Origin of the sequence: Streptomyces beijiangensis, assembly GCF_017315755.1 — a bacterium.
GTDB lineage: Bacteria > Actinomycetota > Actinomycetes > Streptomycetales > Streptomycetaceae > Streptomyces > Streptomyces beijiangensis.
Window position 1 is genome coordinate 25831 of sequence record NZ_JAFLRJ010000127.1, and the last position, 21998, is coordinate 47828.

Below are 21998 nucleotides of genomic sequence, written 5' to 3' on the forward strand. Positions count from 1 at the left end.
GAAACGGCGTGGCTGGTTCTGCTCAGCGCGCCGGACAGATGGCGCTGGATACGCGGCCGAGGTCGACGTGGCGTCGACTCACCAAGGCAATTCCAGTTCCAGACATGACGGAAGCGTGTCACGGCGATCTCGCGCCAGTCCACCACTATCCACAATGCGGACCAGACTGTCCCGTATCGTGAGACGGTGTGTTGTCCGTCACTCGGCCGGGTCAGGCCTGCGCTCCAGCCCAGGGCCCCGGAGTCGGTGCGTGCTCCTCCTCCTCGGTCTTCGTCTCGAAGAGCCGGAAACCGCGGCGCAGGTAGTTGTCCATCGCATACGGCCCGTCCTTGCTGCACGTGTGCAGCCAGACCCGCTTGGTCTCCGCCCGCTCCGGCCACCGCTCGGCCAGGTCCCAGGCCCGCTGCACTCCGTAGGTGAGGAGATGGCCGCCGATGCGCCGCCCCCGGAAGGCCGGGATCAGCCCGAAGTACATGATCTCCACGGCGCCGTCGTCCTGCGGGTCCAGCTCGACGTACCCGGCGGGTGTGCCCCGGTCGTACGCGACCCACGTCTCGACCCCGGGTCGGCCGAGTGTCTCCTCCCACTGTGCGTAGCTCAGGGGGAGCCGGTCGGTCCACTGGATGTCCCCGCCGACGGAGGCGTACAGGAACCGGCTGAACTCGGGCGAGGGCACCTCGGCGCGGACGATCTGGATGTCGTCGCCCTGCGGGACCGCGGCCGGACGCAGGTCCGCGGGGGAGGTCTGTTCGAGGGACCAGATGGTGACAGTGACGGTGGTGCTGTTCATGCGGCCATCGGATCATGCGGGACGTGCTGGTACCAAAGTGAGAGGTGGTACGCGGGTGAGGTGGGTGAGCCCGGTGGTGCCGGGCCGCAGGGGGTTTGTGGCGATCGGGTCGCGGTACCGGCGTTCAGCCGGTTGCCCCTGAGTCGTAGGCGCAACCGATCGCTCGGAGATGCCGGTTGAGCTACCTGATCAAGTCATGGCTGTCAGACTGGTAGTCCGGACACACCAGACGCACCGTCAAGTACCTTCAGCACATGGCGTCATCAGTCATCAGGGGATTCCGTGCTTAAATTCTCGATCTCGGAAGAAGTCAGCGAAAAGCATCCGGGTACCAAGGTTGCCGCAATTCTCTTCGATGATCTGACTGTCGTGAAGAAATCCCGACAACTTGACGATCTCAAGCGTGCGACGGTGGCTGACCTGCAGCTCTCGAGTCCGCATACGTCAACCGACGAAGACTCTCCGATTCAGGCCTGGCGCAGGTATTACAGATTCATGGGAATCGACCCCGTCCGGGAGATGCCGGCACCGGAGGGGCTTGTCAGCAGGGTTGCGGAAAACGGCAAATTCCCAACGATCAATTCCCTCGTGGACTGCTGCAACCTCGTCGTCTCCCGTCATCTCCTTCCGATTGGAGCCTTTGACAGGGCGGCGATCAATGGAGATGCCTCACTTCGTCTCGCACACGAAGGTGAACGCATGATCCCGATCGGTGGCAACACTCCCAAGAAGGTCCCAGCCGGAGAAGTGGTCTACGCCGATGCTGAAAATATCTTCTCACGCTATAGTCACGATTCGGATCTGACCAAAGTCACAGCGGCCACCAAGAGTGCATTCCTGGTGGTCGATGCGACGAGTGAGCAATCAGTATCCGCACTTGAGGAAGCCGCGAAGGCGGCCGTTGACCTTGTTTCGAGGGTCTGCGGCGGAAGCGTGTCCTACCAGATCCATATTGCTGAGTAGGTCCACGGCTTGTTTCCAGTCACGGCAGAATTCGCGCCACGACACGTGCAGGTGCTGCTTCCACCTGCAGGTTCAGCGGGAGCGCCCACACTTCGAAGGTGGCATTCTGCAGTTGGGAGAGACCGACGAGATTCTCCGCAAGCAGGACCCCGCCGGAGAGTAGTGTCTTATGAATGGGGAAGGGGCTGGCGTCAATGCTCCCGGCATCCACTGCGACCAGGTTCACGCCCTTCGACACCAGATATTCGGCGGCATCCTGAGAGACCTGAGGATCTCTCTCATAGTAGTTCTCGGAGTACAGAGAATCGCTGATACCAGTCCAGATGAGTACCATGTCCCCGCGACTGATCTCCTGTTTTCTGAGCTGATCGGCGTCTACACCGTCTCGCGCATCGACCAGAACCCCTCTGCCGACAAACTGATCCAGCGGATAATCGTCCAGCATTTTTCCGCCAGGAACCATGTGACCCGCCGCGTCAATATGGGTTCCATTGTGCGTGCCCAGTGCCAGCGAATGATCTAGAAACCCATCCGCCTCCATTTGAGCCGCCACGGTGATCACTACCGACGGGTCTCCTGGGTATACCGGTGTACTTGCACTCAGAGTCATGGAAAGATCGATGAGCGTCATGGACTCACTATAATGCATTGACCGTTGCTCTTACTCAGGTTGAACTCACAGTGTCTGGTGGTCTGTTCGCGTCGCGACCGGCCATGACCGTCACCATGCCGGCTCAGGCGTCAGCACAGAGCGGGGGATGCCAGGGCCTGGATCCACGCCTGGTTTCCAGGTGCCGGAGAGCTGCAACTCCCCAGAGTCATCAGGGGTAATCTGTCGCCACGCAGGAACCCGGCCTTTTCCAACCAGCTCTTGATGCCTGGGGAGCTGGTGCAAAGATCAATTTGGGAAATTTCCGGGCACCCCGCCACGCATGATGAAATCAACTGGAGCCCGAGGTCCATGGTTTCTGCTACGACTGGTCCGATAACAAGACCCGGATAGTTTTTCCAGGAAATACCGTATCCGACCACTCGGCCGGAGGACTCCGCGACGTGAACACCGCGGGCTCGCCCTATGAGCGTCATGAGCAGAGCGGAACGGTCTGCCCCATATGCGTCGATGTCGAGCTGAGAGATACTGGCCCAGTCGGATGGAACGTATTCCCGAACATTTGGCCAGGAGGGCAGGCGTGCTGTGCCTCGGGCGGCAGAATATCTCGTGACATCCACGCTCTCCACGAATCCGAGATTACGGTAGAGCGGCCGGCCGTCAGGAGTGGCACACAGCTCAGCTTTACCGGTACCCATTGCGTCAATCGCAACCGACATGAGTTGGCGACCAAAACCCTGGCGTGCCAGATCCTCGGAGGTGAGCAGCATGCCGATCGCCCGGGCCCCTGATCCATATCGGGTGACGGCGACGGTGCCTCCCAGGCCCGGGCGGTGAGGGTGATCGAAACCGAAGACGTCAGAAACGGCAAACAGAAGGTCCCACTGTTCCAGCTCGCGGACCCAGCCCCGACTTGCAGCAAGGTCGAGGCAGGCTGGTAGATGAGCCGCTTCCAGGCGGTGAATGGTGATTGACCTGCCGGCCATCTCAGTCCGCCGACTCTAGCTTGCGGAATGAGGGTCGTCAGATGGTTCCGGCGATGCGGGTGCCGGAGGCGAGTGATCTATGCAGAGTCGCTCTCCAGAGAATCGCACGATGTAGACCCCCAGCACGGCAGCCGGGAGCCGACTGTCGAGACCGGCCAGGGTATCGGCCATTATTGCAGCCAATTCAAGTTTGCTCACGCCGGCTGTTCGCCCCTCGCGCCAGCGTCTGCATAGAGTCTCCCGGAAATCTCCAAGCCATCGGTCCAGTGTGTCTATCGCAGAACCGCGCGTCGGAACGACCAGTCCTGAAGCGACGAGGCTGCGAAAAGCTTCATCGGCCAGGACCGCTCGGCTCGAGAACCAATTCGGATCGAGTTCAGGTACCTGAGGGCTCATCCCAGTCCTTCCCAAACAAGCCGGCACACATGCCGTGCAGGATGCGTCCGGTGCACTCATTAATGGTCTGGAAGGATTCCAGGCCGAGCGTGACCTGGAACTCCTCCCCGTAATCGGCCAATGCACGACGGAGCAGTCTCATATACCGCTCCAAATAATGACGGATCATGTCGGGGTTGTAGTCTTCGTAGAGATTGTATGTTCGTTCGCTGTCTTCGAATCGAGTCTGTTTGTTGAATACATAGACGCTGGAGGCCGGGTCGGGAGGAATGTTGCCGAACCTGCTTACCAGTTCGATCTCTTCGATCTCCCCGTCTTCGTATTCCGAGATCACCAATCCGAATCGGGGTGCCGAACTCAGCCGGCGAACATGGTCGATCAATTCTTGTGCGCGGGTCGCCCCGCGTGAGGCAAGATAGCCACGCAGAACGCGAGCGCTCACGATGGACAGAAGTGTCTTGCTCCCGGATTCGACCAGATTTCCAAATTCCTCGATGTATTCCATCAATGCACGCTCTGAACGCAAACTTCTTTCAGCATCCATAGGGATTGCGTGGACCCATGCTCGGACATCCTTCTCGTCCCAGATGATCCAAGGGAGATCATTGACGGCCAGAAGTTCCAGACCGGGGTATTCGCGCTCAAGCTGGATGATACGGTCGATCCCTATGTCATTGACATAGGGCCCGGCCGTCAGTTGTGGCTTGAAGATCGGGAGCGTCTCTGCTGGGTCGCCGAACAGTACATATGCCAGAGCATCGGGGGTTTCCTCGCTCTTTCGAGCAGCGAATATTGCCTCTCCGGCAGAGTCGCCGGCCATCACATTCTTGTAGAACGTCTGGGCGACGCGTCTTGCTGGTGCGTCACCGACAGGCCAGAGAGGGGCGATATAGGCGACTGCTCCACCCGTCAGAAATTCGGCGGCAAGACCGCTTACGGCACCAAAGCTCGCAACTCCGTCCGGACTTGTTGCGGCGGCGCGGCACCCGTTGACGAAGACGAACGGCGAGCACCCGAGGTTTCTGGCCTCAAATCCCCTGAAGTCCCCGTCGGACAAGGGGAGTGAGGAGTTGGAGGGGTCCCGGGGATCGAATTTTGCATGACCTGCGTAGTGCAGAAGATCGATGTCCTGGCTGGGATCCATCAACAGGTCGAGAAGAACCGCCTCCTTCGTCGCTTCGGCTCCGAGCAGAAGTCTGACGCTGCCATAGATGGAGAATCGCTGCTTGAGGATCGCCAATGCATCGCGGCACTTCTCTGCGATTTCCTCTGCCTCCCTGCGCGCCTCGGGCAGGTCTTGTGTGGGATCGCCCACTACCGCGACACAGACGCTCTTCCTCGCGGAGTTCTCCATCACTTTTGATGGTCGGATCAGTGTTCGGCCGAAAGCAATCCTGCGAGAAATGAACCCGTACTCGTCACAGATCAGCTCCCAAGGAACGTCATGATCCTGGAGCTCAAGCGCAATGATCCCTCGTCGGCTCGTGTGGAAGATGCTTCTTTTGACTTCCGGAGGAAAGAACAGTGCGTATAAGTGGCGGCCGAACCTTGCCAGTTGATCGGAGGAATCGGTGGACCAGCCGGTCACCGTCACCCTGGACGTGAGGTCGTACAGACGTCCGAGAAGAGTTCGCCGAGTGCCGATATCAACCGTGGTACGCCCCAGAAATGTTCCATCGGCGTAGAAGGAGTAGACGATCTCTCCCTCTGCTCGATCATCCTGGGAGAAACGGTCGAACCGTTGAGCGTGAATCTGCAGGTTGACTGGTCTGTCCGTCACGATCTGTGGCCCCATATTCATGCCCGGTTGTTGGAACCCAAGTCAGGAGTGTTGGCATCGCACGCCGGCCGTAGGTATTGACTGCCTGACTCGGTTGGGCTTCCGGTCCGCGATGAGAGATTCGAGCAAGGGATACACATCACGCCCTGGAGATGATTCTTCCAAGTGGAGCGCGCGTGGAACGCCATCGGCCAACCTGTTCATCCACTGGGCCAAGTATGCGGAATCACCGGAAACGAGATGGGAGACCGTCAGGCCCAGTAGCTCGGTGATTCGCTCGGAGAATACATCTGGATCGCTGATCGCTGTTTCTATTCCGCCTGACTTGAGTAGCCAGCCGTATTCGATCCGCGCTGCGGTGGCGTCTGCGAAGAGAGCCGGAGACCGCCGGGCATAGCGCAACATCTCTGCGACGAGGATCGCGGGCGCCTGATCGCTCGAATTGGCCACGGTGAGGAATCCTATGAGATCTGCCAGAAGCTCCCTGGCGCAATGGATCAGAGGGAGATCCAGGCCTGACCGGCGGCATAGTCCATCGGAGTATGAATGGGCAATATCATGCGCTCTAAACCATTCAAGGAGTACTGGCCCGGCAGCCAAAGAAATATCTTGACGTGTTGTGGCTTGGGCCAGGAGGGTGGCGTCGAGTAGTGGAGCCGAGACCCTTTTGAAGCGCTCAAGGTAGAAGTTTTGATAGACGACCGTCTTCTTGGTGGTCCCCAGATCGCCCTCGTCCTCTGGGAGGAAATTTGCGAAGTGGCACGGGTATCTTGCTGCATCCCCTGCCAGGCCGACCAAATCGACGACGCTGTATGATTGCAGTTTGGCGAGGGTGGGAATGGCGTTTGGGTCGGATGCGGCGAGAAATGATTGCGCTATGGCTTCGACGGCCGAGTCGACCGATTCCGTCACTACTCTGGGAGCGCCTTGAGGCTTAACGGCGAGAATCGCACTGAATTCTTGTCGGTGATCGGGCCAGCGCCATGAAGGAACCAGCCCGATGAGTAATTCTACCTTCAGCTCGGTGGTCGCTGCGTACTCGCGGGCTGCGGCGTAATCGCCCGTTGCCACAGCTTCGGACCTGAGACGGAGATGGTGTGCGACTGCAGCGTCATCAGACGCGTCGGCGGCGTCTCCGAGCCTATTTATGAGCTGACTCTCCAGCGATTTGCGAACCGAGGAGAGACTCTGCCCCTCGCGTGGCGCGCCGATGGCATTGAGGCCGTCTGCACAGCAAAGCGCATCGTCCAGTGCACTACATATTTCCGCGCTCAGATAATCCCCTGACGTCTCCAATTTTCTGACGTCAAGGGAGAGCATTTCGGGGACTGCGAAGAATCGCGCCATGACCCCCCCGGGGCCTCGCTCGGCAGTTCATGGAATTATGGATCATTGAGCATAGCATGTGGCTTCGGGATTGTGGAGGATGCGTTCGCTGCCAATTCCTGGTGGAACTGGTTGAGCTTGTGGTGTCCGCGCATTGGTGAGGTTTCTTGATCCCTGCGGTATTAGGGGATCATGCGGTTCGCGTAGGGGGGGCGGTCAGATCGCGTGTGGGCCCTCCCGCTGTTCGCCGCGGTGGCGGTGTGGCTCGGGGACAGTGGACCGTGGACCGGCTGCAGCAACCAAGAACCGTGCGCGCGGAATCTGCGTTGTAGAGAACAGAGATCCGTCCCATCTGCCCAATCCGGCTCCAGTGTCCCAACGGGATGGAATCATGGCCGAGTTGGACGTCAGCCGTCCGGAGAGGTGGCCCCGTGGCCGAGCGCGTGCTCACTGCCGAAGTACTCCTGCGTGCCACCGTCACCCCGGAGCAGGAGCGGTTCCTCGCGGAGCTGCTGGACGAGGCCGGGTATCCGCCTCTCGTACGGCGCACCCGGGCCCATCGCGAGCCCGTGGACCTGACGTGGATCGCGCTCGTCGCGCTGCCGCTCCAGGCGTTCCTCAGCGGGCTCGGCACAGAGGTCCTCGGCAGCGCGTACCGGGGGATCAAGCGGTTTGTACGGGGTGGATCCGATGGCCCGGAGCCGGCGCTGCCCGCACCGATGGTGCTGCAGGACACCGTCAGCGGGATCCGGGTGGTGCTGGACGCGGGGCTGCCGCCGGAGGCGTTCGAGAAGCTGCTCCGGCTCGATCTGAGCGCGTACCGGTCGGGGCCTGTGCACTACGACGTGGCCCGGGCGCGGTGGCGGTCGGTGCAGGACGAGGCCGCGCAGGCCTGACGGGGAAGGGTGGCGGGATGTTACGGGGGATCGCACTGCGCCGGGCCGGGCGCGTGCTGGCCGAGGGCGAGGAGTTGCTCGCGGGCGGGGACAGCTATGGCGCGGGGCTGAGGTTCGACGAGGCGCTGGGGCGCGCAGGGAAGCATCTGACGAGCGGGGAGCCCGAGGTCGCCGGGGTGGCAGCCGGTGCGCGCGTCGGCCTGGGCCGGGTCTGTCTTGTGGGCTCGGACTTCGAACAGGCCCTGGGGCAGTTCCAGGAGGCGCAGCGGCTGCTGCCCGGTGGGGTCGACGGCTACTACTGGGCCGGGTGTGCCGCCGCGCATCTGCAACGGCTCGCCGACGCCGAGCGGTACTTCGATGCCGCCCTGGAGCGGGGGCCCGGCGATCCGCGCGCGCTCGCCCAGCGCGCCCGGGTGTATTTCGTGCAGGGGCGGCAGCCGCTGGCGCGCGCCGATCTGCAGGCCGCCGAAGGGGTGGGGCAGCCGACCGCCGACGACCGCTGGCTGCTGTCGGTCCTGCAGGTGCGCGGCGCCGACTGGGCGGGCGCCGAGAAGTCGCTGCGCGGTCTGGTGCACGAGGACACCTCGCGCACCCCCGTCGCCCTCGCCCTGCTCGCCTATGCGCTGGAGCGGTCGGGGCGGCAGGCCGCGGCCCTGCCGATGTACGAACAGGCCCTGGTCGAGGGGTTCGAGACCGACAGCGTCCTCTACCGGCAGGGGCTTGTCGCGTACGGGTTGGGGCGCTACGACGTGAGCGTCCGCGCCTGGAGCGCGCTGTGCGAGCGACGCCCAGGTGATGCGGCGTGCGCGGACGCGCTGGCCCGCGCGACCTACGCCGCGGCCGTTCCTCTCGTACGGAGGAAGGACTTCGCGGCCGCCGCGGAGCAGCTGGGGCGGAGCGAACCGCACTGGCCCGCGGGCGCGCTGGACGACACGATCGCCGATCTGCGGCTGTACGCGGCGTGGAAGGACGCGGACCGGGGCGGGCCGAGGGCGGTGCGCGGGCATCTGGAGGAGGCGCTGCTGCGGAGGCCCGGCGATGTCAGGGCCGTGCGGTCGATGGCGCTGGTCGAGTTCTGGGCGGGGAAGCGGGAACGGGCCGCCACGCTCTGGACGCGAGCGCTGGAGCTGCGGCCCGAAGACATCAGGGCTCGTCTCGAACTCGGACTCTGTTACGAGAAGTTGGGTCGAAAGAGTGACGCCGAGCGAGAGCTCACCTATGTGGGGCAAGGTGCCGAGGGTGCGCTGAGAGAGCGGGCCGGTCTTGCGCTGGCCGCGCTGAGTCTCGCCGACGGCGCGTGGGGGCGGGCGGCCGACCTGCTGATGGAACTGCCCGACGAGTCGCCGCGTGACGTCCTTCTGACCGAAGCCCTCTACCGAAGTGGCCGCGACCGGGAACGCTCCCTGGGGCCGCTATGGCGGGCCGCGGCCGACGCCAGGGCCGGCGACGGCGCGTCGGCGCGGCGCGCGCTGGAGCGTGCCGACCCCGCCACTGCCGGGCGGGCCGCCCGCGAAGTCGCCCTGCTGGTAAGGAAAGCCGCGCTGGAGGAGGGTGCCGAATCGGGCTCGCTGGTTGCTGCCGTGGAGTTGAGCGACCGTCATCTCGGCGAGTCCGGCGGCCGGTTCGCGGCCTCGCATGCTGTTCTGCGCATCAACGCGGGCCGGCGGGACGCGGCCGTCACCACCCTGCGTGCGGCGGCGCGACGCGACCCCACCGACCACCGCACCCTGCACACCCTGGCCCTCGCCCTGCTCCATGGACTCGGTGAGGGCAAGGGGGAGGGGGCGGGCCTCAAGGAACAGTGCATCGCCTCCTGGGCGGCGCTGCTCCACAGTCCCGCTTTCTGGGAGGACTTCCGCATCAAGGCCGGCGGACGGTACGGCGAGCCGGTTCCGACGGCCCGCATCGACTCCGTCAAGGGCAAGCTCAAGGAGTACGCCGAAGCGCGGCTGGCAGCGGCCGGCGGCGGTCCCTCGTCCCGCGTCCTGCTGGAGCGCGAACTCCGCGCGGCCCGGCTCCTCGCGGAGTCCGGCGGGTTCCCGCCCGCCCCGGGCTCCGCACGCACCCTGGCCTGCGGGCCGCTGTTCCTCGCCGAGTGGGGGCTCGTCGATACGTTCGGCGACTTCCTCCGGGCGGCCGAGGAGATGCACGCGGGGAGGGCGGCCGCCGGGCGGCGCGGGTCGGGCGGCCGTACGTACGACGCCGGGCAGTTGCGTCGCTCCTTCTCCGTGCTCGGCATCGCCGAAGCGCAGGCGGAGGCCGGCCTGTACGCGGACGCCCTGGAGACGCTCGCCGATCACCGCTGCGTGGACTGCAGGACGCAGGAGTACATCCGGCGCCAGGGCGTCCACACCCGCCAGGTCCGAAGCCGCTCGCCGCAGCAGTGCCGCAGCGGCTGCCCCTCCTTCGACACCGTGCACCCCGGGTACGCGGGGCGCGCCGGCAAGGAGCGGCTGCTGGCCGAGGACGCCGACGCCCTGGCCGCGCAGATCCTCCTCAAGCGCTCGCGCGCGACCCTCTCCGAGGCCGAACCGGATCTGGAGGAGGTGTCGGCGAGCTGGCGCGAGGCCGTCGACCGGAGCAGCGCGGGCGGACAGGCGGGGCAGGTGCACACCGAGATCGCCGACATGGCCATCGGGCGCGCCGAGTCACTGCTGCGCGCCAAGCGGCGGGACGAGGCCGTCGCGGTACTCGAATGCGCGCGGAGCACCACCGCGGGCGGACAACTGGACCGGGTACAGGGTCAGTTGGCAGGTGCGCTCAACGCCCGCGGCGTACAGACGGTCAACGCCCTCCACGAGGCCCGCGAGACCATGGCGGACGGGACGATGATCGAGCGGCTGCGCCCGCCGGTCGCCGATCTGCGCCGGTCCGTCGAGCTCAACCCGCACGCGGCGGTCTCCCATCTCAACCTCTGCCATGTGCTGAACGTGCTCGCGTCCCTGCTCATCAAGGACGGAAGCGTCATCGAGGCGGTGGATCTGCTGCAGGAACGGGCCGACAAGATGGCCGTCGCGCGGGGGCACCACCCGGGCAACCCGGAGATCGAGACGATGAACACGCAGGCCGCCGATGACATGACCGCCGTCCTGGTCGCGATCGCCAACTCCCGCAGCACCCAAGGAAGGCGGTGACGGGCATGCAGCGCTACGAGGAACTGCGCATCCGGGTCCGCGGGATCGGCCCCGGCCGCTATCTGGTGCTCGCCAACGGGCCCGTCTCGGCCGCCGACATCATCGGAATCGGCGGGGAACCGGCCGCGTACCGGGCCAGGTTCGAGCAGCTCGTCTCGGCGGAGATGGGTGAGGAACCGTACGGAAACGAGCCGGTGACCTCCCAGCTGCGCGAGCTCGGCAGGGACGTCTTCGGGCTGCTCTTCGGCCCCGCTCTCACCGACGCGCTCGCCCGCTCGCTCGACCAGGTGCAGGAGCACCGGCCGCCGAGCGGGATCCGGCTGCGTTTCGACCTCCCCGCGGAGCTGCGGGAGCTGCCGGTGGAGGCGCTGACCGCGCCCGCCGTGCTGCCCTACCAGTCCATGGGCCTCAACCATCTCTTTTCTCTCGCCCGTACGCTGCACGGCTCACCGCCCGGGCAGCGGCTGCCCGATCCGCTGGAGGAGCCCGCCCACATCCGGCTGCTCGTGGCCGTCGCATCGCCGACGGGGGACGGCCTCGGGCCCGTACAGTCCGCGCCCGAGCTGGAGGCGCTGGGACAGCGCCTGCCCGAAGTCGCCGTACAACTCGATGTGTTGAGGAAGACGACGCGCCGGGGCCTGGAGGAGGCGCTCGCCGAGCAGCCCGACCGGCCGACGATCCTGCTGCTGATCGCGCACGGCACGTACGACGATGCGCGCGGCGAGGGCTGTGTGTACCTGGAGTCCGAGGACGGCTCCGCCGACCGCATCCCCGGGCATCTGCTCAGCGGGATGCTCGTACGGGCCCCGCAACTGCGCCTGGTGGTACTCAACCTCTGTTCCGGCGCGGGGAGTTCACCGGTCGAGCCCTACTCAGGGCTCGCCCAGGCGCTCGTCGGGCGCGGGATGCCGGCAGTCGTGGCGATGCACGGCGCGGTCTCCGAGGGGGCGTCGGCGGCGTTCAGCCCGGCCCTGCTGCAGGCGGTGTGCACCAACCGTACGATCGACGAGGCCGTCGGCACCGCACGCCGGTTCATCGCGGATCTCCCCGGGCACACGGCCATCGAGTGGACGACGCCCGTGCTCTTCGTGCACGAGGCCTACCGGCACGGCTGGCTCTTCAAGGCCCGTGAGATCAGGGACGATCCGGAGCCCGGCCTCGACCCGCTGAGCGAGGGCGCGGCAGCCCTGCGCGCCTACCAGGAGAAGCCGGGCAATGTGAGCCCGGACGACATCATGGCCGCCGCGCGGTTCCTGCGGGACGGTGGCGACTGGGACCGGGTCCGGCGGATGACGCAGCACCAGTTCCGGAAGTTCGCCCGCGAGCGGGGCGCGCTGCGCGACGAGGCGGCCGTCGAAATGGCCTGGCCCGACATCGAGCAGCTCTGCCGGATGCTGGCGGCCGACCAGGAGACGGACGGCCAAGTCGCGCTGGTGGGAGCGGCGTTGAGGGGCAAGGCGCATGCGGAGCTGGCCGAGTGCCTGACGGCGGAGGCCGCGGGGGCCGTACGGCTGGGCGGGCTGCTCGACGAGGCACGGCAGGCGGAGGCATCCGGCGACTGGACCGGAGCGCACCGGTGCTACACCGCGGTGCTCTCCGAGCGGCCCGGCGGATTCCGTGACGCGGACGAACGCCTGGCCGTCGCGACGGAGGAAGTCGATCTCGCCGCCTGCTGTACGGCGGCGGACCTGGCGCGCGCGGAGGGCGCCTGGAGCGTGGCCGCGGAAGGGTACGCCCGGCTCCTCGCCCGACGCCCGGACGGCTATGGCGACGCCGCCGCGCTGGCCGCGTACTGCACAGGCCGCGACGCCGAGCTGGAGGAGCGCTGGGCGGAGGCGGTGCTGTCGTACGAGAGCTGCGCGGACCACCTCGACACGAAGGCCCGCGCCGCGTACGCCAGGGGACGCCAAGCGGCCGACACGGACCAATGGGCTTCGGCGCAAGGGGAGTTCGCGCAGGCGGCGGAGGATGTGGACGCCTGCCGCTGGCGCCGGTACTGCGAGGGACGGATCGCGGAGGACGAAGGGCGGTGGGCGGCCGCGGCGGAGGTCTTCGGTGAGGACCCGGAGTTCAGGGACAGTGCTGTGCGCGCGCTGTCGGCACGGGCGCGGGCCGCGGCGGACGAGGAAGCGTGGCCGGAGGCGCTGAGCGCGCTGGAGGAGCTGCGGGGCCTTGGCGAGGACGTGGAGGCCAGGCTGGCCGACGTGCACAGGGCGGTGTACGCACGGGCGGAGGCCGCCGAGGAGGACGAAGAGTGGCCCGGGGTCGTGGGGTTCTGTCTGATGCTGCCGCCGGAATGGCCCGGCGCGGCCCGGCGCCTGCGGTACGCCAATGGGCGGATCGCCCAGGACGCGGGGGACTGGACGCAGGCGGCCGAACTGTACGAGCCCGTGGTGTCGTTGTTCTCGGAGGAGCTCGGCGCGTCACCGTACAAGGACTCCGTCGCGCGCATGGACTATGCGCACGGACGCGCCCGCGAAGCACGCGAGGCCTGGGCCGATGCCGCCCGGCACTTCGCGCTCGTACCCTCGCACGCCTTCGACTGCGCCGACCGTCTCCTCTACTCGCGCGGTCGCGACGCCGACGCCGAAGGCGACTGGGACGGTGTCATCGACGGGTTCGGGCGGCTGCCCGACTCCTACCGGGGCGACGACGTCGGTGCGCGCCGGCGCTTCGCCCGCGCCCGGCTCGCCGAGCGGCAGGGCGAGTGGGGGGCCGTGCTCAGCCATCTCGACGGCATACCCGACGAGGCCAGGGCCGGTGTGATCGGACTGCTGCGCCGCAAGGCGGGCGGGCGCCAGGCCGAGCAGGCGGGCGACTGGGCCGCAGCGCTCAGCCTGTACGCCTCCGGGGGCGAGGCCGACGAGGAGCTCGGGCGGCTGCGCGAGTACGCACGAGGCCGCGCCCACGCGTGCCGTGGCGCCTGGACCGAGGCGCTCGCCGCGTACGCCGGTCTGCCCGACTCCTACGAGGACGTGGAGACCCGCAGCGACTACGTACGGGCCAGGCTGGCCGAGCCCGACTCCGCCGACCCCGACGGCTGGCGTACGGCGAACGAGGCGTACGGCCTGCTGCCCGCCGACTTCGAGGACGTCGCCCAGCGTGCCGCGTACGCCCGCATCCGCCTCGCGGAGGCGGAGGAGGACTGGCACCTCGTGGCCCTGATCGCGGGGGAGTTGGGGTCGTACCGCGACGCCGACACCCTCGGCGACTACGCCGTCGCGCGCCTCGCCGAGGCTGCGGGCGACTGGCAGGAGGCCGCCGACGCCTACGGCCGGTGCGCCGGCCGCCGCGACGCCACCGGACGCCGGGCCTACACGCGGGGCCGCGCGCTGGACGGGGCAGGGCAGTGGAGCGCCGCGATCGAGGCGTACGGTCCCGCACGCGGCGTCGTCGAGCAGGCCGAGCCGCGCTGGCGGCGGCTGCGCCGGCTGATGGACGTACTGCCGTGGGCGGACGGCCTCGCCGGCGAGGTCCTGGTCGCCGACCGGTGCACCCTGCGCGACGAGACCTTCCCCTACCAGGCGCTGCGCAGCGCGGGGATCACCCCGGGATCCCCGTCCGAGAAGGTCAAGGAGGCCACGTACACGCTCATGGAACAGGGCGCCATGTCCTGGCAGGCGCGCGTGGCCTGGGACCGGCTGCGCATCCCGGCGCAGCGCATGCAGCTGGACGCCCTGCTCTACCAAGTACGTGAACCCCGACAGCTCCGAGAGGAGTTGAGCCGTATCCAGCCCGGTGACGCGGGGCAGCTGCTCGACGACCTCTGCCGGAAGCTCCCGGACGACGCACCGCTCCTGGTCTGTCTGGCCAGGGACCGCGAGGAGGCCATCGGGCTGTGGGAGGAGCGGCTGCGCGCCGCGCCCGACGACATGGACACCCTGCACGCGCTGACCGTGGCGCGTTATTGGGAGGCGCAGGAGCTGGAGGAGAGCGGGGCATGGGAACACGCCGCCGTCTCCTGGGAGTTCGCCCTCGCCTACGCGGCGGCTCTGATCAGCGCCGACGGCTACTGGGTGCGCTGGCTGAAGGCGCGATCCGCCTGCTACCGCCAGGCGGTGGCTCCTGAGGACGCGGGCGCGCTCCGCTGGGAGCTCGGCCGCCACTTCGCCGCGCGCATCGCCTCGTACTCCGCACGGCACCTGGCGGCGGGACGGACCCAGCAGGTCCGCGCCCACCAGGGCCTGGCCGCCGCCTTCGAGATCGAACTCGACAGTGCGGGCGCCCTCAGGGAGGTGGGCGGCCTGCCGTTGCGCGACGGTACGGGCGACACCCTCGCGGCGGGACCCGGATATCTGCGCATGATGGGCCTCGAAGGCGAACTCGCCCGCTTCGTCGCCGACCTGGACCAGGCCGGCCAGCAAGGTACGGGCGTCGGCGAGCAGGCCCTGCGCGATCTGCGCTGCGCCTTCTCCGAACTGGCCCCCGCCTTCACCGCCTTCGGGCGCGAACGTTTCGAGCAGGCCAACTCCCTTCTGCCGGACGGCGTTTCGCTGCGGGACCTGCCGCCCGAGTGCGGAGGCGGCCACCAGGACTCCGGCGCGGACTGCGCGGACTGCGCCGCGTTCCTGCGGGACAACCCCGCCTACGCGGCCCTCCCCGGACGCCGTACGCGACTCGTCCAGGACACCGTGGACCTCGCCGTACGCACCCACCTCGTCCTCGCGCGCACCGCCCTCGCCCACGGCGAACAGGGCCTGCCCCGCGCCAGGGACGAATGGACGGCCGCCATCGCCGTCTCGGTGCGCGCCGCCGTCGCCGCCCGTACCAAGAAGGCGATCCTGCGCATGGTCCTGGGCCGCGCCGAGGTCCTGGCCGAGGAGAGCGGCGAGCGGATGGGCGACTGCCTGGACGAGGCCGTCGTCCTGGTGGAGAGCGCGCTGCCGCTGCTGAGGCCGCTCAGCAGCAACGACCGGGGCCGCCTGGAGGCCAAGCTCTCCGACCTGCTCTCCTTCCGCGGCGTCTGGCGCGGCTACACCTGCGCGGATTACGGAATGCCCCGCGACCAGCGCGGCTCCGAGGACGACCTGCGGCGCTCGCTGGTGCTCAACCCCGAGTCCGTACGGGCCCGCAACAACCTCGTACGGGGCCTGGTCTTCGGCCGGGCGACACGCATCCCGCACGAGCACCAGGCCGAGCGGCTCTCGGTGCTCAGGGAGGCGCTCGGGCTGCTCGACGAGGGGCTTGAGCGTGTGCCGACGTACGCACGTTACTGGGACACCCTCGGCGAGATCCTCGAAGACCTCGAAGCGCCCCTGCTCTCCCGGCTCAGCCCCAGGGAGCTCGGTGAACAGATCGCCAGGGCGGGCGCGGAGACGGAGCGCGCCCGGGGCAACCCCCGCTCACGGGCGGGGGAGCTGGCCGCCGAGGCGGCCGGCCGGCAGCAGGACGGGGATCTCTGGGGGGCGCTGCACTGCCTGGTGCGCGCCACCAGGATCGACCGTACCAACGCGACCGTCAGGCACGACCTGATGAGCGTCATCGACGGGCTGCTGGCCTCGTTCCACGCAGCGGATGCGGAGGGCACAGCACCGTGATCAAGGACCCGGGGACCGTCTGGAACGGCCCGTTCCCCTACGACGTACTGGCCGCCGTCGGGGTGACGCCCGAGACGACCCAGCGCGACCTGCAGAAGGACATCTCCTTCGAGCTGATGCTCCAAGGGCTGATGACGCCCGAGGCGCAGACCGCCTGGCACGAACTGCGCACGCCCGACAGCAGGTTGCTGATGGATCTGCTGATGTACGACGTCGACCCGGCGGCCGGGATCGCGGCGGAGCTCGCGGAGACCGAGGCTGCGCTGCGCGACCCGGGCGTGCCCGAGGAGGCCGCGCAGTGCCTGGCGCTGCCACCTGTCAGGGAACTGAGCCTGCTCGTGGACGAGTTGGACGGGGTCGCCCTGGAGCTGCCGGAGCCCCCGGTGCTGCCCGCGCTCGCCGACCCTCTGCCACCGGACCTGCCGCACGAGCTGATCCGGTTCGACCGCTGAATCACCCAGGCGACCCACCCAGGAGCGAAGAGATGCATCAGAACCGGCCGCCCGGCGGTGGTCTTGAGGACCTGCTGGCCCTGCAGTTCCAGGACCAGCTGGCCGAACAGGACGAGCAGACGCAGGGGCTGCTCAAGGCGATCGTCGACGTGGTCGACGCGTTCGGCAGGCTGCTCGGGGACGGGCCCGTGGCCGAAGGCGCCGTCTACCGGGAGAACATCCGGCTCATCGACAAGGAGCTCAAGAAGGCCGTCCTGGAGCATGGCGTCGAGCTCATCGGCGTACTCGGCGAGAGCGCAGAACCGGACACGCACCTGGTCAGCGAGGTACGGACCGGAACAGGCCGCCCGGACGAAGAAGTCGTGGAAGTACTGCAGCAGGGCTACCGGTTCAGGGGCAGGGTGCTGCGCCCCGCCACCGTGACCGTCGCAGCACCGGAGCCCAAGAACCGTACGGAGGAGCAACGTTGAAGGCCATCGGCATCGATCTCGGCACCACCAACAGCGTCGTCACCCGCTACAACGACGTCCGCGGCACCGCCTCGGTGCTCGCCAACGCCGAGAGCGAGACGCTGACCCCCTCGGTCGTCGGCATGCGCGAGCGCGACGGCAGTCAGAAGCTCCTCGTCGGCCGCAACGCCGTCAACTTCGCCGCCCGCAACCCCACCGACACGGTCGTCTCCGTGAAGCGCCTGATGGGCCGCGACTACGCGCACGAGACCGTGGCCCAGGCCCGCGACCGGCTCACGTACGAGATCGTGCCCGGCGCCGATGACGACCCGCGCGCCCATGTCGTCATCGCGGGCAAGCACTACACGCCCGCCGAGGTCTCCAGCATCATCCTGGACAAGCTGCGCCGCGACGCCGCCCGCGCTCTCGGCGAGGAGGTCACCCACGCGGTGATCACCGTGCCCGCGTACTTCCTCGACGCGCAGCGGGCCGCGACCCGCGAGGCGGGCACCCAGGCCGGGCTCACCGTCAAGAAGATCATCGACGAGCCGACCGCGGCCGCCGTCGCCTTCGGTCTGGAGCTCAACGACCAGGAGCGCAGGCGAGTCCTCGTCTACGACCTCGGCGGCGGCACCTTCGACATCTCCATCCTGCACATGGCCAAGGACAAGGACGGCCGCGGCCACTTCCAGGTGCTGTCCTTCACCGGCGACAGCTGGCTGGGCGGCGACGACTTCGACCATGCCATCGTCAACCGCATCATCGAGTGGGTGAAGGCCGACTCGGGCGTCGACCCGACCGGCGACAAGAAGTTCCTCTTCGTCGCCAGGAGCAAGGCCGAGGAGGCGAAGCGGCAGCTCAGCCAGCTCGACGACGCGGACATCGTGATCCCGGCGGCGTACCGGATGCCCGAGGGCGGCGGCCTCGGCGACGTCGACATGGTCATCACCCGTGATGAGTACGAGGCGATGATCCAGCCCCTCGTGGAGCGGACCATGCGCCTCGTCCAGCAGGCGCTCGCCGACCAGAACCTGAGCCCCGAGGACATCTCCGACGTGCTGCTCGTCGGCGGCTCCACGCTCACGCCCAAGGTGTACGAGACCGTCGAGTCGTACTTCGGCGCCGGCAAGGTCCGCCGCGACGTCAACCCCATGGAGTGCGTGGCGCTCGGCGCCGGGATCCTCGCGGGCACCATGAACGGCGTGGAATGTCCGTCCTGCGCCCGTGCCAACGAGGAGGACGCCGAGGTCTGCGAGGGCTGCCACCAGAGCCTGACCGGCGCCCGTACACTCGACGCTCCCAAGATCTACGAGGTGACCGGCATGGCGCTGGGCATCGGGGCGGTCAGGGGCGCGCAGCAGGACGCCTTCGTGCCCATCATCCCGCGCGGCACGCCGTACCCGCTGCCCGAGCCCATGAAGCGCTCCTTCAACACCACCGACGGGCGGCGGATCCGCGTTCCCGTGTACGAGGGCGACTCCACGGTGGCGAGCAAGAACACCGAACAGGGCGTCGTCGAGTACGAGCTGCCGCAGGAGATCGACGTCAACACCCGCGTCGACGTCTCCTTCAACTACGACTCGGACCGCATCGTCACCGTGCGCATCAGCGTGCCGGGCACCCACATGATCAAGGAAATGACCCTGCGGACCGACACCCCGCGCACGCTGCAGCCGGCCGCCCAGGAGTACGCGGAGGAAAACATCGAGTGGCGCCAGCAGCTCACCGCCACCGCCGCCGAGACGCACAGGTTCCTGGAGACGCACGGCGAGTTCATCGACCCGGCCCAGACCCTCACCATCCGCCGCCACCTCGAACAGGCCGAGCGCGCCCTGCACTTCTCCGACGACACGGAGTGCCAGCGGATGGCCAACGTCCTGCGCAAGGATCTGTACGGATCGGGGGTCGCCTCGCAGTTCCTGCTCGCAGAGCGGGCCACCGCGGGGGCGCCGCCCGAGACGGCACGCCAGCTCAACAACGCGGTCGCCGACGTCCGGCGCTCGTACCAGGCAGGGAACAGCGAACTGGTCGGCGAACAGACCAGGCTGCTGCGGACCCTGATCGCGCAGGCGTTCACCGAGCGCGATGTGGCCGAGGTCGACGACGCGGTCGACTTCGACGGCCTGCTCCGTATCGACGAATGACAGACGAATGACCTGCGAATGACCCGCGAATGACCCACGAATGACCGACGATCCGGACAGAAGGGGGCCCTGTGCCTGAGGTGAGCCTCGGAGTGGACTTCGGCAGCACCGCCCTGCGGGCTGCCTTCGCTCCGCCGAACGAGCAGGCCAGGGCCGTCGTGCTGCCGCGCGAGCTCTGGCCGTGGCCGGCCTGCGAGCTCAACCGGGGCGGCCCGTTCCCGGTGGGCTTCCCCAGCGTCAAGGACCTCCTGGGCGACGCGCGGGCCGAAGCGAAGCCGCTGGTCGTCAGGGCGCTGCGCGCGCTGCGCGAGGGCGTCGAGAAGGAGACGTCGTGCTCGGTGGGGCCGACGGCCATCGCCGTGCCCGCACGGTACGGCTCGGCCGCCCGCACCGAGCTGCGCGATGCCGCCAGGGAGGCCGGACTGACCCAGGTCAGGCTGGTCAGTGACTCGGTCGCGGCCGTGATCGGCCATACGGCGGGCTCGGGGAGCGGCACCGTACTCGTCGTCTCGATGGGGTACGGCGGGTACGAGGCGGGTCTCGTCCGTGCTGTACGCGGTCACTTCCGCGCGCTGGGTTACGAGGGGGCGGCCACGCCGGGCGGCGCCTCTTTCGACACCTGGCTGCTGGCGGGCGTACTCAAAACCCTCCAGCAGGCGGGCAGTTGGGAGCCCGAGGACACCGCCGACCTCCGTGAGGAGGACTGGCTGCGGCTGCGCGAGGTGATGGAACGCCTCAAGGAGGGGACTTCGGGACGGGCCGAACTGCCCCTGGGGGACGGGATGTCGGGCCAGATCAGCTTCGACCGGGCCAAACTCACGGAGCTGCTGCTCGGACATGCCAAGGGCGCGGTGGACAGTGCGGCCGCACTCGTCGACCAGTCGGGACTCTCCGCCTCCGATGTGGACACCGTCCTTCTGGTCGGCCGTTCCACCACGATCGAGGGCTTCGGGGAGGCGGCCGCACGGCTGGGCGGGAATGTCGTGGTGGGGCCCCCGGAGCTGCTCGCGCACGGCGCGCTGCGGTACGCGCAGCGCCCGGGCGGCGATCCGGACGACTCCGCTGCCGCGGTGACCTCGGGGGATGCCACCGCGGCCGTGGGACTGGCCGAACTCCCGCTGCCCGACGCCCAGGTGCTCGACGCGCCGGTGCGCGCGCCCGGCATCCGCCAGGCGCGCAAACTCCTCGAAGAGGGCAGGCCGCGGGAGGCCCGGACGCTGCTGCGGCGGATCATCGACGACGCGCAACGCCTGCTCGACGAGATCGCGGGGACCGAGCCCGAGCCCGAGCCCGAGCCCGAGCGAGGGCCGGTGCCGCAACCGCGACCCGTGCCGTCCACCGGTACGGCCGCCGACTGGCTGGCCCTGGCGCATGACCTGCTGGAGAAAAAGCAGTTCGAGCAGGCGGTGCACACCGCGCACCGCGCCTGGAAGACCCAGCCGGACGAGCCCGACATCTTCGAGGCCATGATCCGCGTCCACTGCGACGCCGCGGCAGCGGCCTCCGGCGCCGAACACTTCGAGGACGCCCGCCGCTGGCTGATCTGTGCACACGCCCACGACCCCAGCAACGACGCCCTGCGCGGCACCCTGGTCCTGCACTCCTACGCCCACGCCCGCGAACTCGCCGCACAGGGCAGCACTGCCGAGGCGGCCGACGTCCTGCGCCAGTGCCTGGAGTGGGAGCCGGAGCACCCGGAGGTCCAGGAACTGCTGAACCGGCTGACCAGGCGTCCCGGCAGCACATCGGGTCGCCGCCGCATCACCTAGAGAGCAGGGAAAGAGGGGAGCAAGGGCTGCCCCGCCTGCGGAGCCTCCGTCCCCGTCACCGCGTGGCAGTTCGGGTCCGGGTTCGACCTGGGCGCACTCGCCTTCGACTTCTGGGGCCGGCCACCGCTCGCGACGCCGGCTTCCGCACCGAGTTCGGCCGACAGCTGGGTCACAGGACCGAGGAGCAGATGGGCAGGTTCTGACCCAGGTGTGGTGCTAGCCGCGTGCCCGGACCGCAGGGGCGGTGGAGTGCGGCAGCAGGTCCACCGGATGTTCCGGCAGCACCACCTCCACCTGCACCCCTTCGAGGAAGCGGTACGGCCGGTGCGCGAGGAGTTCCGCGAAGTGGCGGCGCACCCGGGACATCTCCGCCCGCACGGTCACCGTGCGCGTGACATCGCCGAAGAGATCGCCGGCGAGTTCGGCGGCGGTGCGGCCCCCCGGGTGCAGCGTCAGTACGTACAGCAGCTCGGCATGGCGCGGGGACAGCTCATGGGTCCAGCTGCCCGCGGCGCCCGAGACCGTCACCGAGGAGCGGCGCGGCCCGGTCAGGTCGAGCACGACCCTGCTCGCCGCACCCCGGGTCTCCTCGTCGATCCGTATCAGCCAGCCGCCCGGCAGCGGCTCCACCGCGCACATGCCAAGCGACGGCAGCCATCTGCGGCCCGCGGCAAAGGACTTGGGCAGCGGGAGGCGGTCGAGCGGCGGCATCCCTGTCACCGCCGCGAGCCAGCCGTGCGTATCGACGACCAGAGCCCGGCCGCCC

14 protein-coding genes and 1 pseudogene are annotated in these 21998 nt (G+C 68.2%); 8 read left to right on the top strand and 7 right to left on the bottom strand.

Annotated features, from left to right (window positions below; all coding sequences use genetic code 11):
* Nucleotides 1-22 precede the first annotated feature (22 nt).
* Both J0695_RS45635 and J0695_RS14185 read right to left on the bottom strand, forming a co-directional pair.
* Nucleotides 23-106 carry a putative leader peptide gene (locus J0695_RS45635; protein ID WP_329128092.1) on the bottom strand — a complete coding sequence of 28 codons (84 nt, stop codon included), beginning with the start codon at nucleotides 104-106 and terminating at the stop codon, nucleotides 23-25.
* Nucleotides 107-211: 105 nt separating this feature from the next.
* Nucleotides 212-790, bottom strand: coding sequence for a GNAT family N-acetyltransferase (locus tag J0695_RS14185; RefSeq protein WP_206962380.1), 579 nt, complete (start codon nucleotides 788-790; stop codon nucleotides 212-214).
* A gap of 282 nt (nucleotides 791-1072) precedes the next feature.
* On the opposite strand from J0695_RS14185, the gene J0695_RS14190 reads away from it, so the two are divergent.
* Nucleotides 1073-1753: a B3/B4 domain-containing protein gene (locus J0695_RS14190; protein ID WP_206962381.1), complete on the top strand. Its 681-nt coding sequence runs from the start codon at nucleotides 1073-1075 to the stop codon at nucleotides 1751-1753.
* Nucleotides 1754-1772: 19 nt separating this feature from the next.
* Here J0695_RS14190 and J0695_RS14195 read toward each other — a convergent pair whose 3' ends face one another.
* The 4 genes from J0695_RS14195 to J0695_RS14210 all read right to left on the bottom strand — a co-directional run bounded on the left by J0695_RS14195 (nucleotide 1773) and on the right by J0695_RS14210 (nucleotide 6872).
* Entirely contained in the window at nucleotides 1773-2384 is a 612-nt protein-coding gene (locus tag J0695_RS14195; protein WP_206962382.1) for a cyclase family protein, read from the bottom strand.
* 110 nt (nucleotides 2385-2494) lie between these two features.
* A complete protein-coding gene (locus tag J0695_RS45640; RefSeq protein WP_206962383.1) occupies nucleotides 2495-3349 on the bottom strand; it encodes a GNAT family N-acetyltransferase in 855 nt (284 codons plus the stop codon).
* Between the two features lie 376 nt (nucleotides 3350-3725).
* A complete protein-coding gene (locus J0695_RS14205; protein WP_206962384.1) occupies nucleotides 3726-5525 on the bottom strand; it encodes a CHAT domain-containing protein in 1800 nt (599 codons plus the stop codon).
* Between the two features lie 42 nt (nucleotides 5526-5567).
* The gene (locus J0695_RS14210) at nucleotides 5568-6872 is read right to left on the bottom strand and encodes a DUF8614 domain-containing protein (RefSeq protein WP_206962385.1); all 1305 of its coding nucleotides are present in this window, start codon (nucleotides 6870-6872) and stop codon (nucleotides 5568-5570) included.
* A 410-nt stretch (nucleotides 6873-7282) separates the two neighbouring features.
* Between J0695_RS14210 and J0695_RS14215 the strand changes: the two genes are divergently transcribed.
* From J0695_RS14215 to J0695_RS14245, 7 genes are all read left to right on the top strand, one after another.
* On the top strand, nucleotides 7283-7747 hold the full coding sequence (locus J0695_RS14215; RefSeq protein ID WP_206962386.1) for a hypothetical protein: 465 nt from the start codon (nucleotides 7283-7285) through the stop codon (nucleotides 7745-7747).
* Between the two features lie 17 nt (nucleotides 7748-7764).
* Nucleotides 7765-10881: a tetratricopeptide repeat protein gene (locus J0695_RS14220; protein WP_206962387.1), complete on the top strand. Its 3117-nt coding sequence runs from the start codon at nucleotides 7765-7767 to the stop codon at nucleotides 10879-10881.
* Between the two features lie 5 nt (nucleotides 10882-10886).
* Nucleotides 10887-16418: a CHAT domain-containing protein gene (locus J0695_RS14225; protein ID WP_242552636.1), complete on the top strand. Its 5532-nt coding sequence runs from the start codon at nucleotides 10887-10889 to the stop codon at nucleotides 16416-16418.
* Nucleotides 16415-16870, top strand: a complete 456-nt coding sequence (locus J0695_RS14230) for a hypothetical protein (protein ID WP_206962389.1) — start codon at nucleotides 16415-16417, stop codon at nucleotides 16868-16870. The genes J0695_RS14225 and J0695_RS14230 overlap by 4 nt, the downstream gene beginning before the upstream one ends.
* Before the next feature lie 32 nt (nucleotides 16871-16902).
* Nucleotides 16903-17340, top strand: a complete 438-nt coding sequence (gene grpE / locus J0695_RS14235) for a nucleotide exchange factor GrpE (protein WP_206962390.1) — start codon at nucleotides 16903-16905, stop codon at nucleotides 17338-17340.
* Nucleotides 17337-19463 (top strand): Hsp70 family protein, encoded by a 2127-nt coding sequence (locus J0695_RS14240; RefSeq protein WP_206962391.1) that lies wholly within the window; start codon nucleotides 17337-17339, stop codon nucleotides 19461-19463. Before grpE ends, J0695_RS14240 begins: the two co-directional genes overlap by 4 nt.
* 71 nt (nucleotides 19464-19534) lie before the next feature.
* Nucleotides 19535-21232 carry an Hsp70 family protein gene (locus J0695_RS14245; RefSeq protein WP_206962392.1) on the top strand — a complete coding sequence of 566 codons (1698 nt, stop codon included), beginning with the start codon at nucleotides 19535-19537 and terminating at the stop codon, nucleotides 21230-21232.
* Nucleotides 21233-21448: 216 nt separating this feature from the next.
* Here J0695_RS14245 and J0695_RS14250 read toward each other — a convergent pair.
* A pseudogene (locus tag J0695_RS14250) lies at nucleotides 21449-21998 on the bottom strand (transcriptional regulator); the annotation flags it as partial.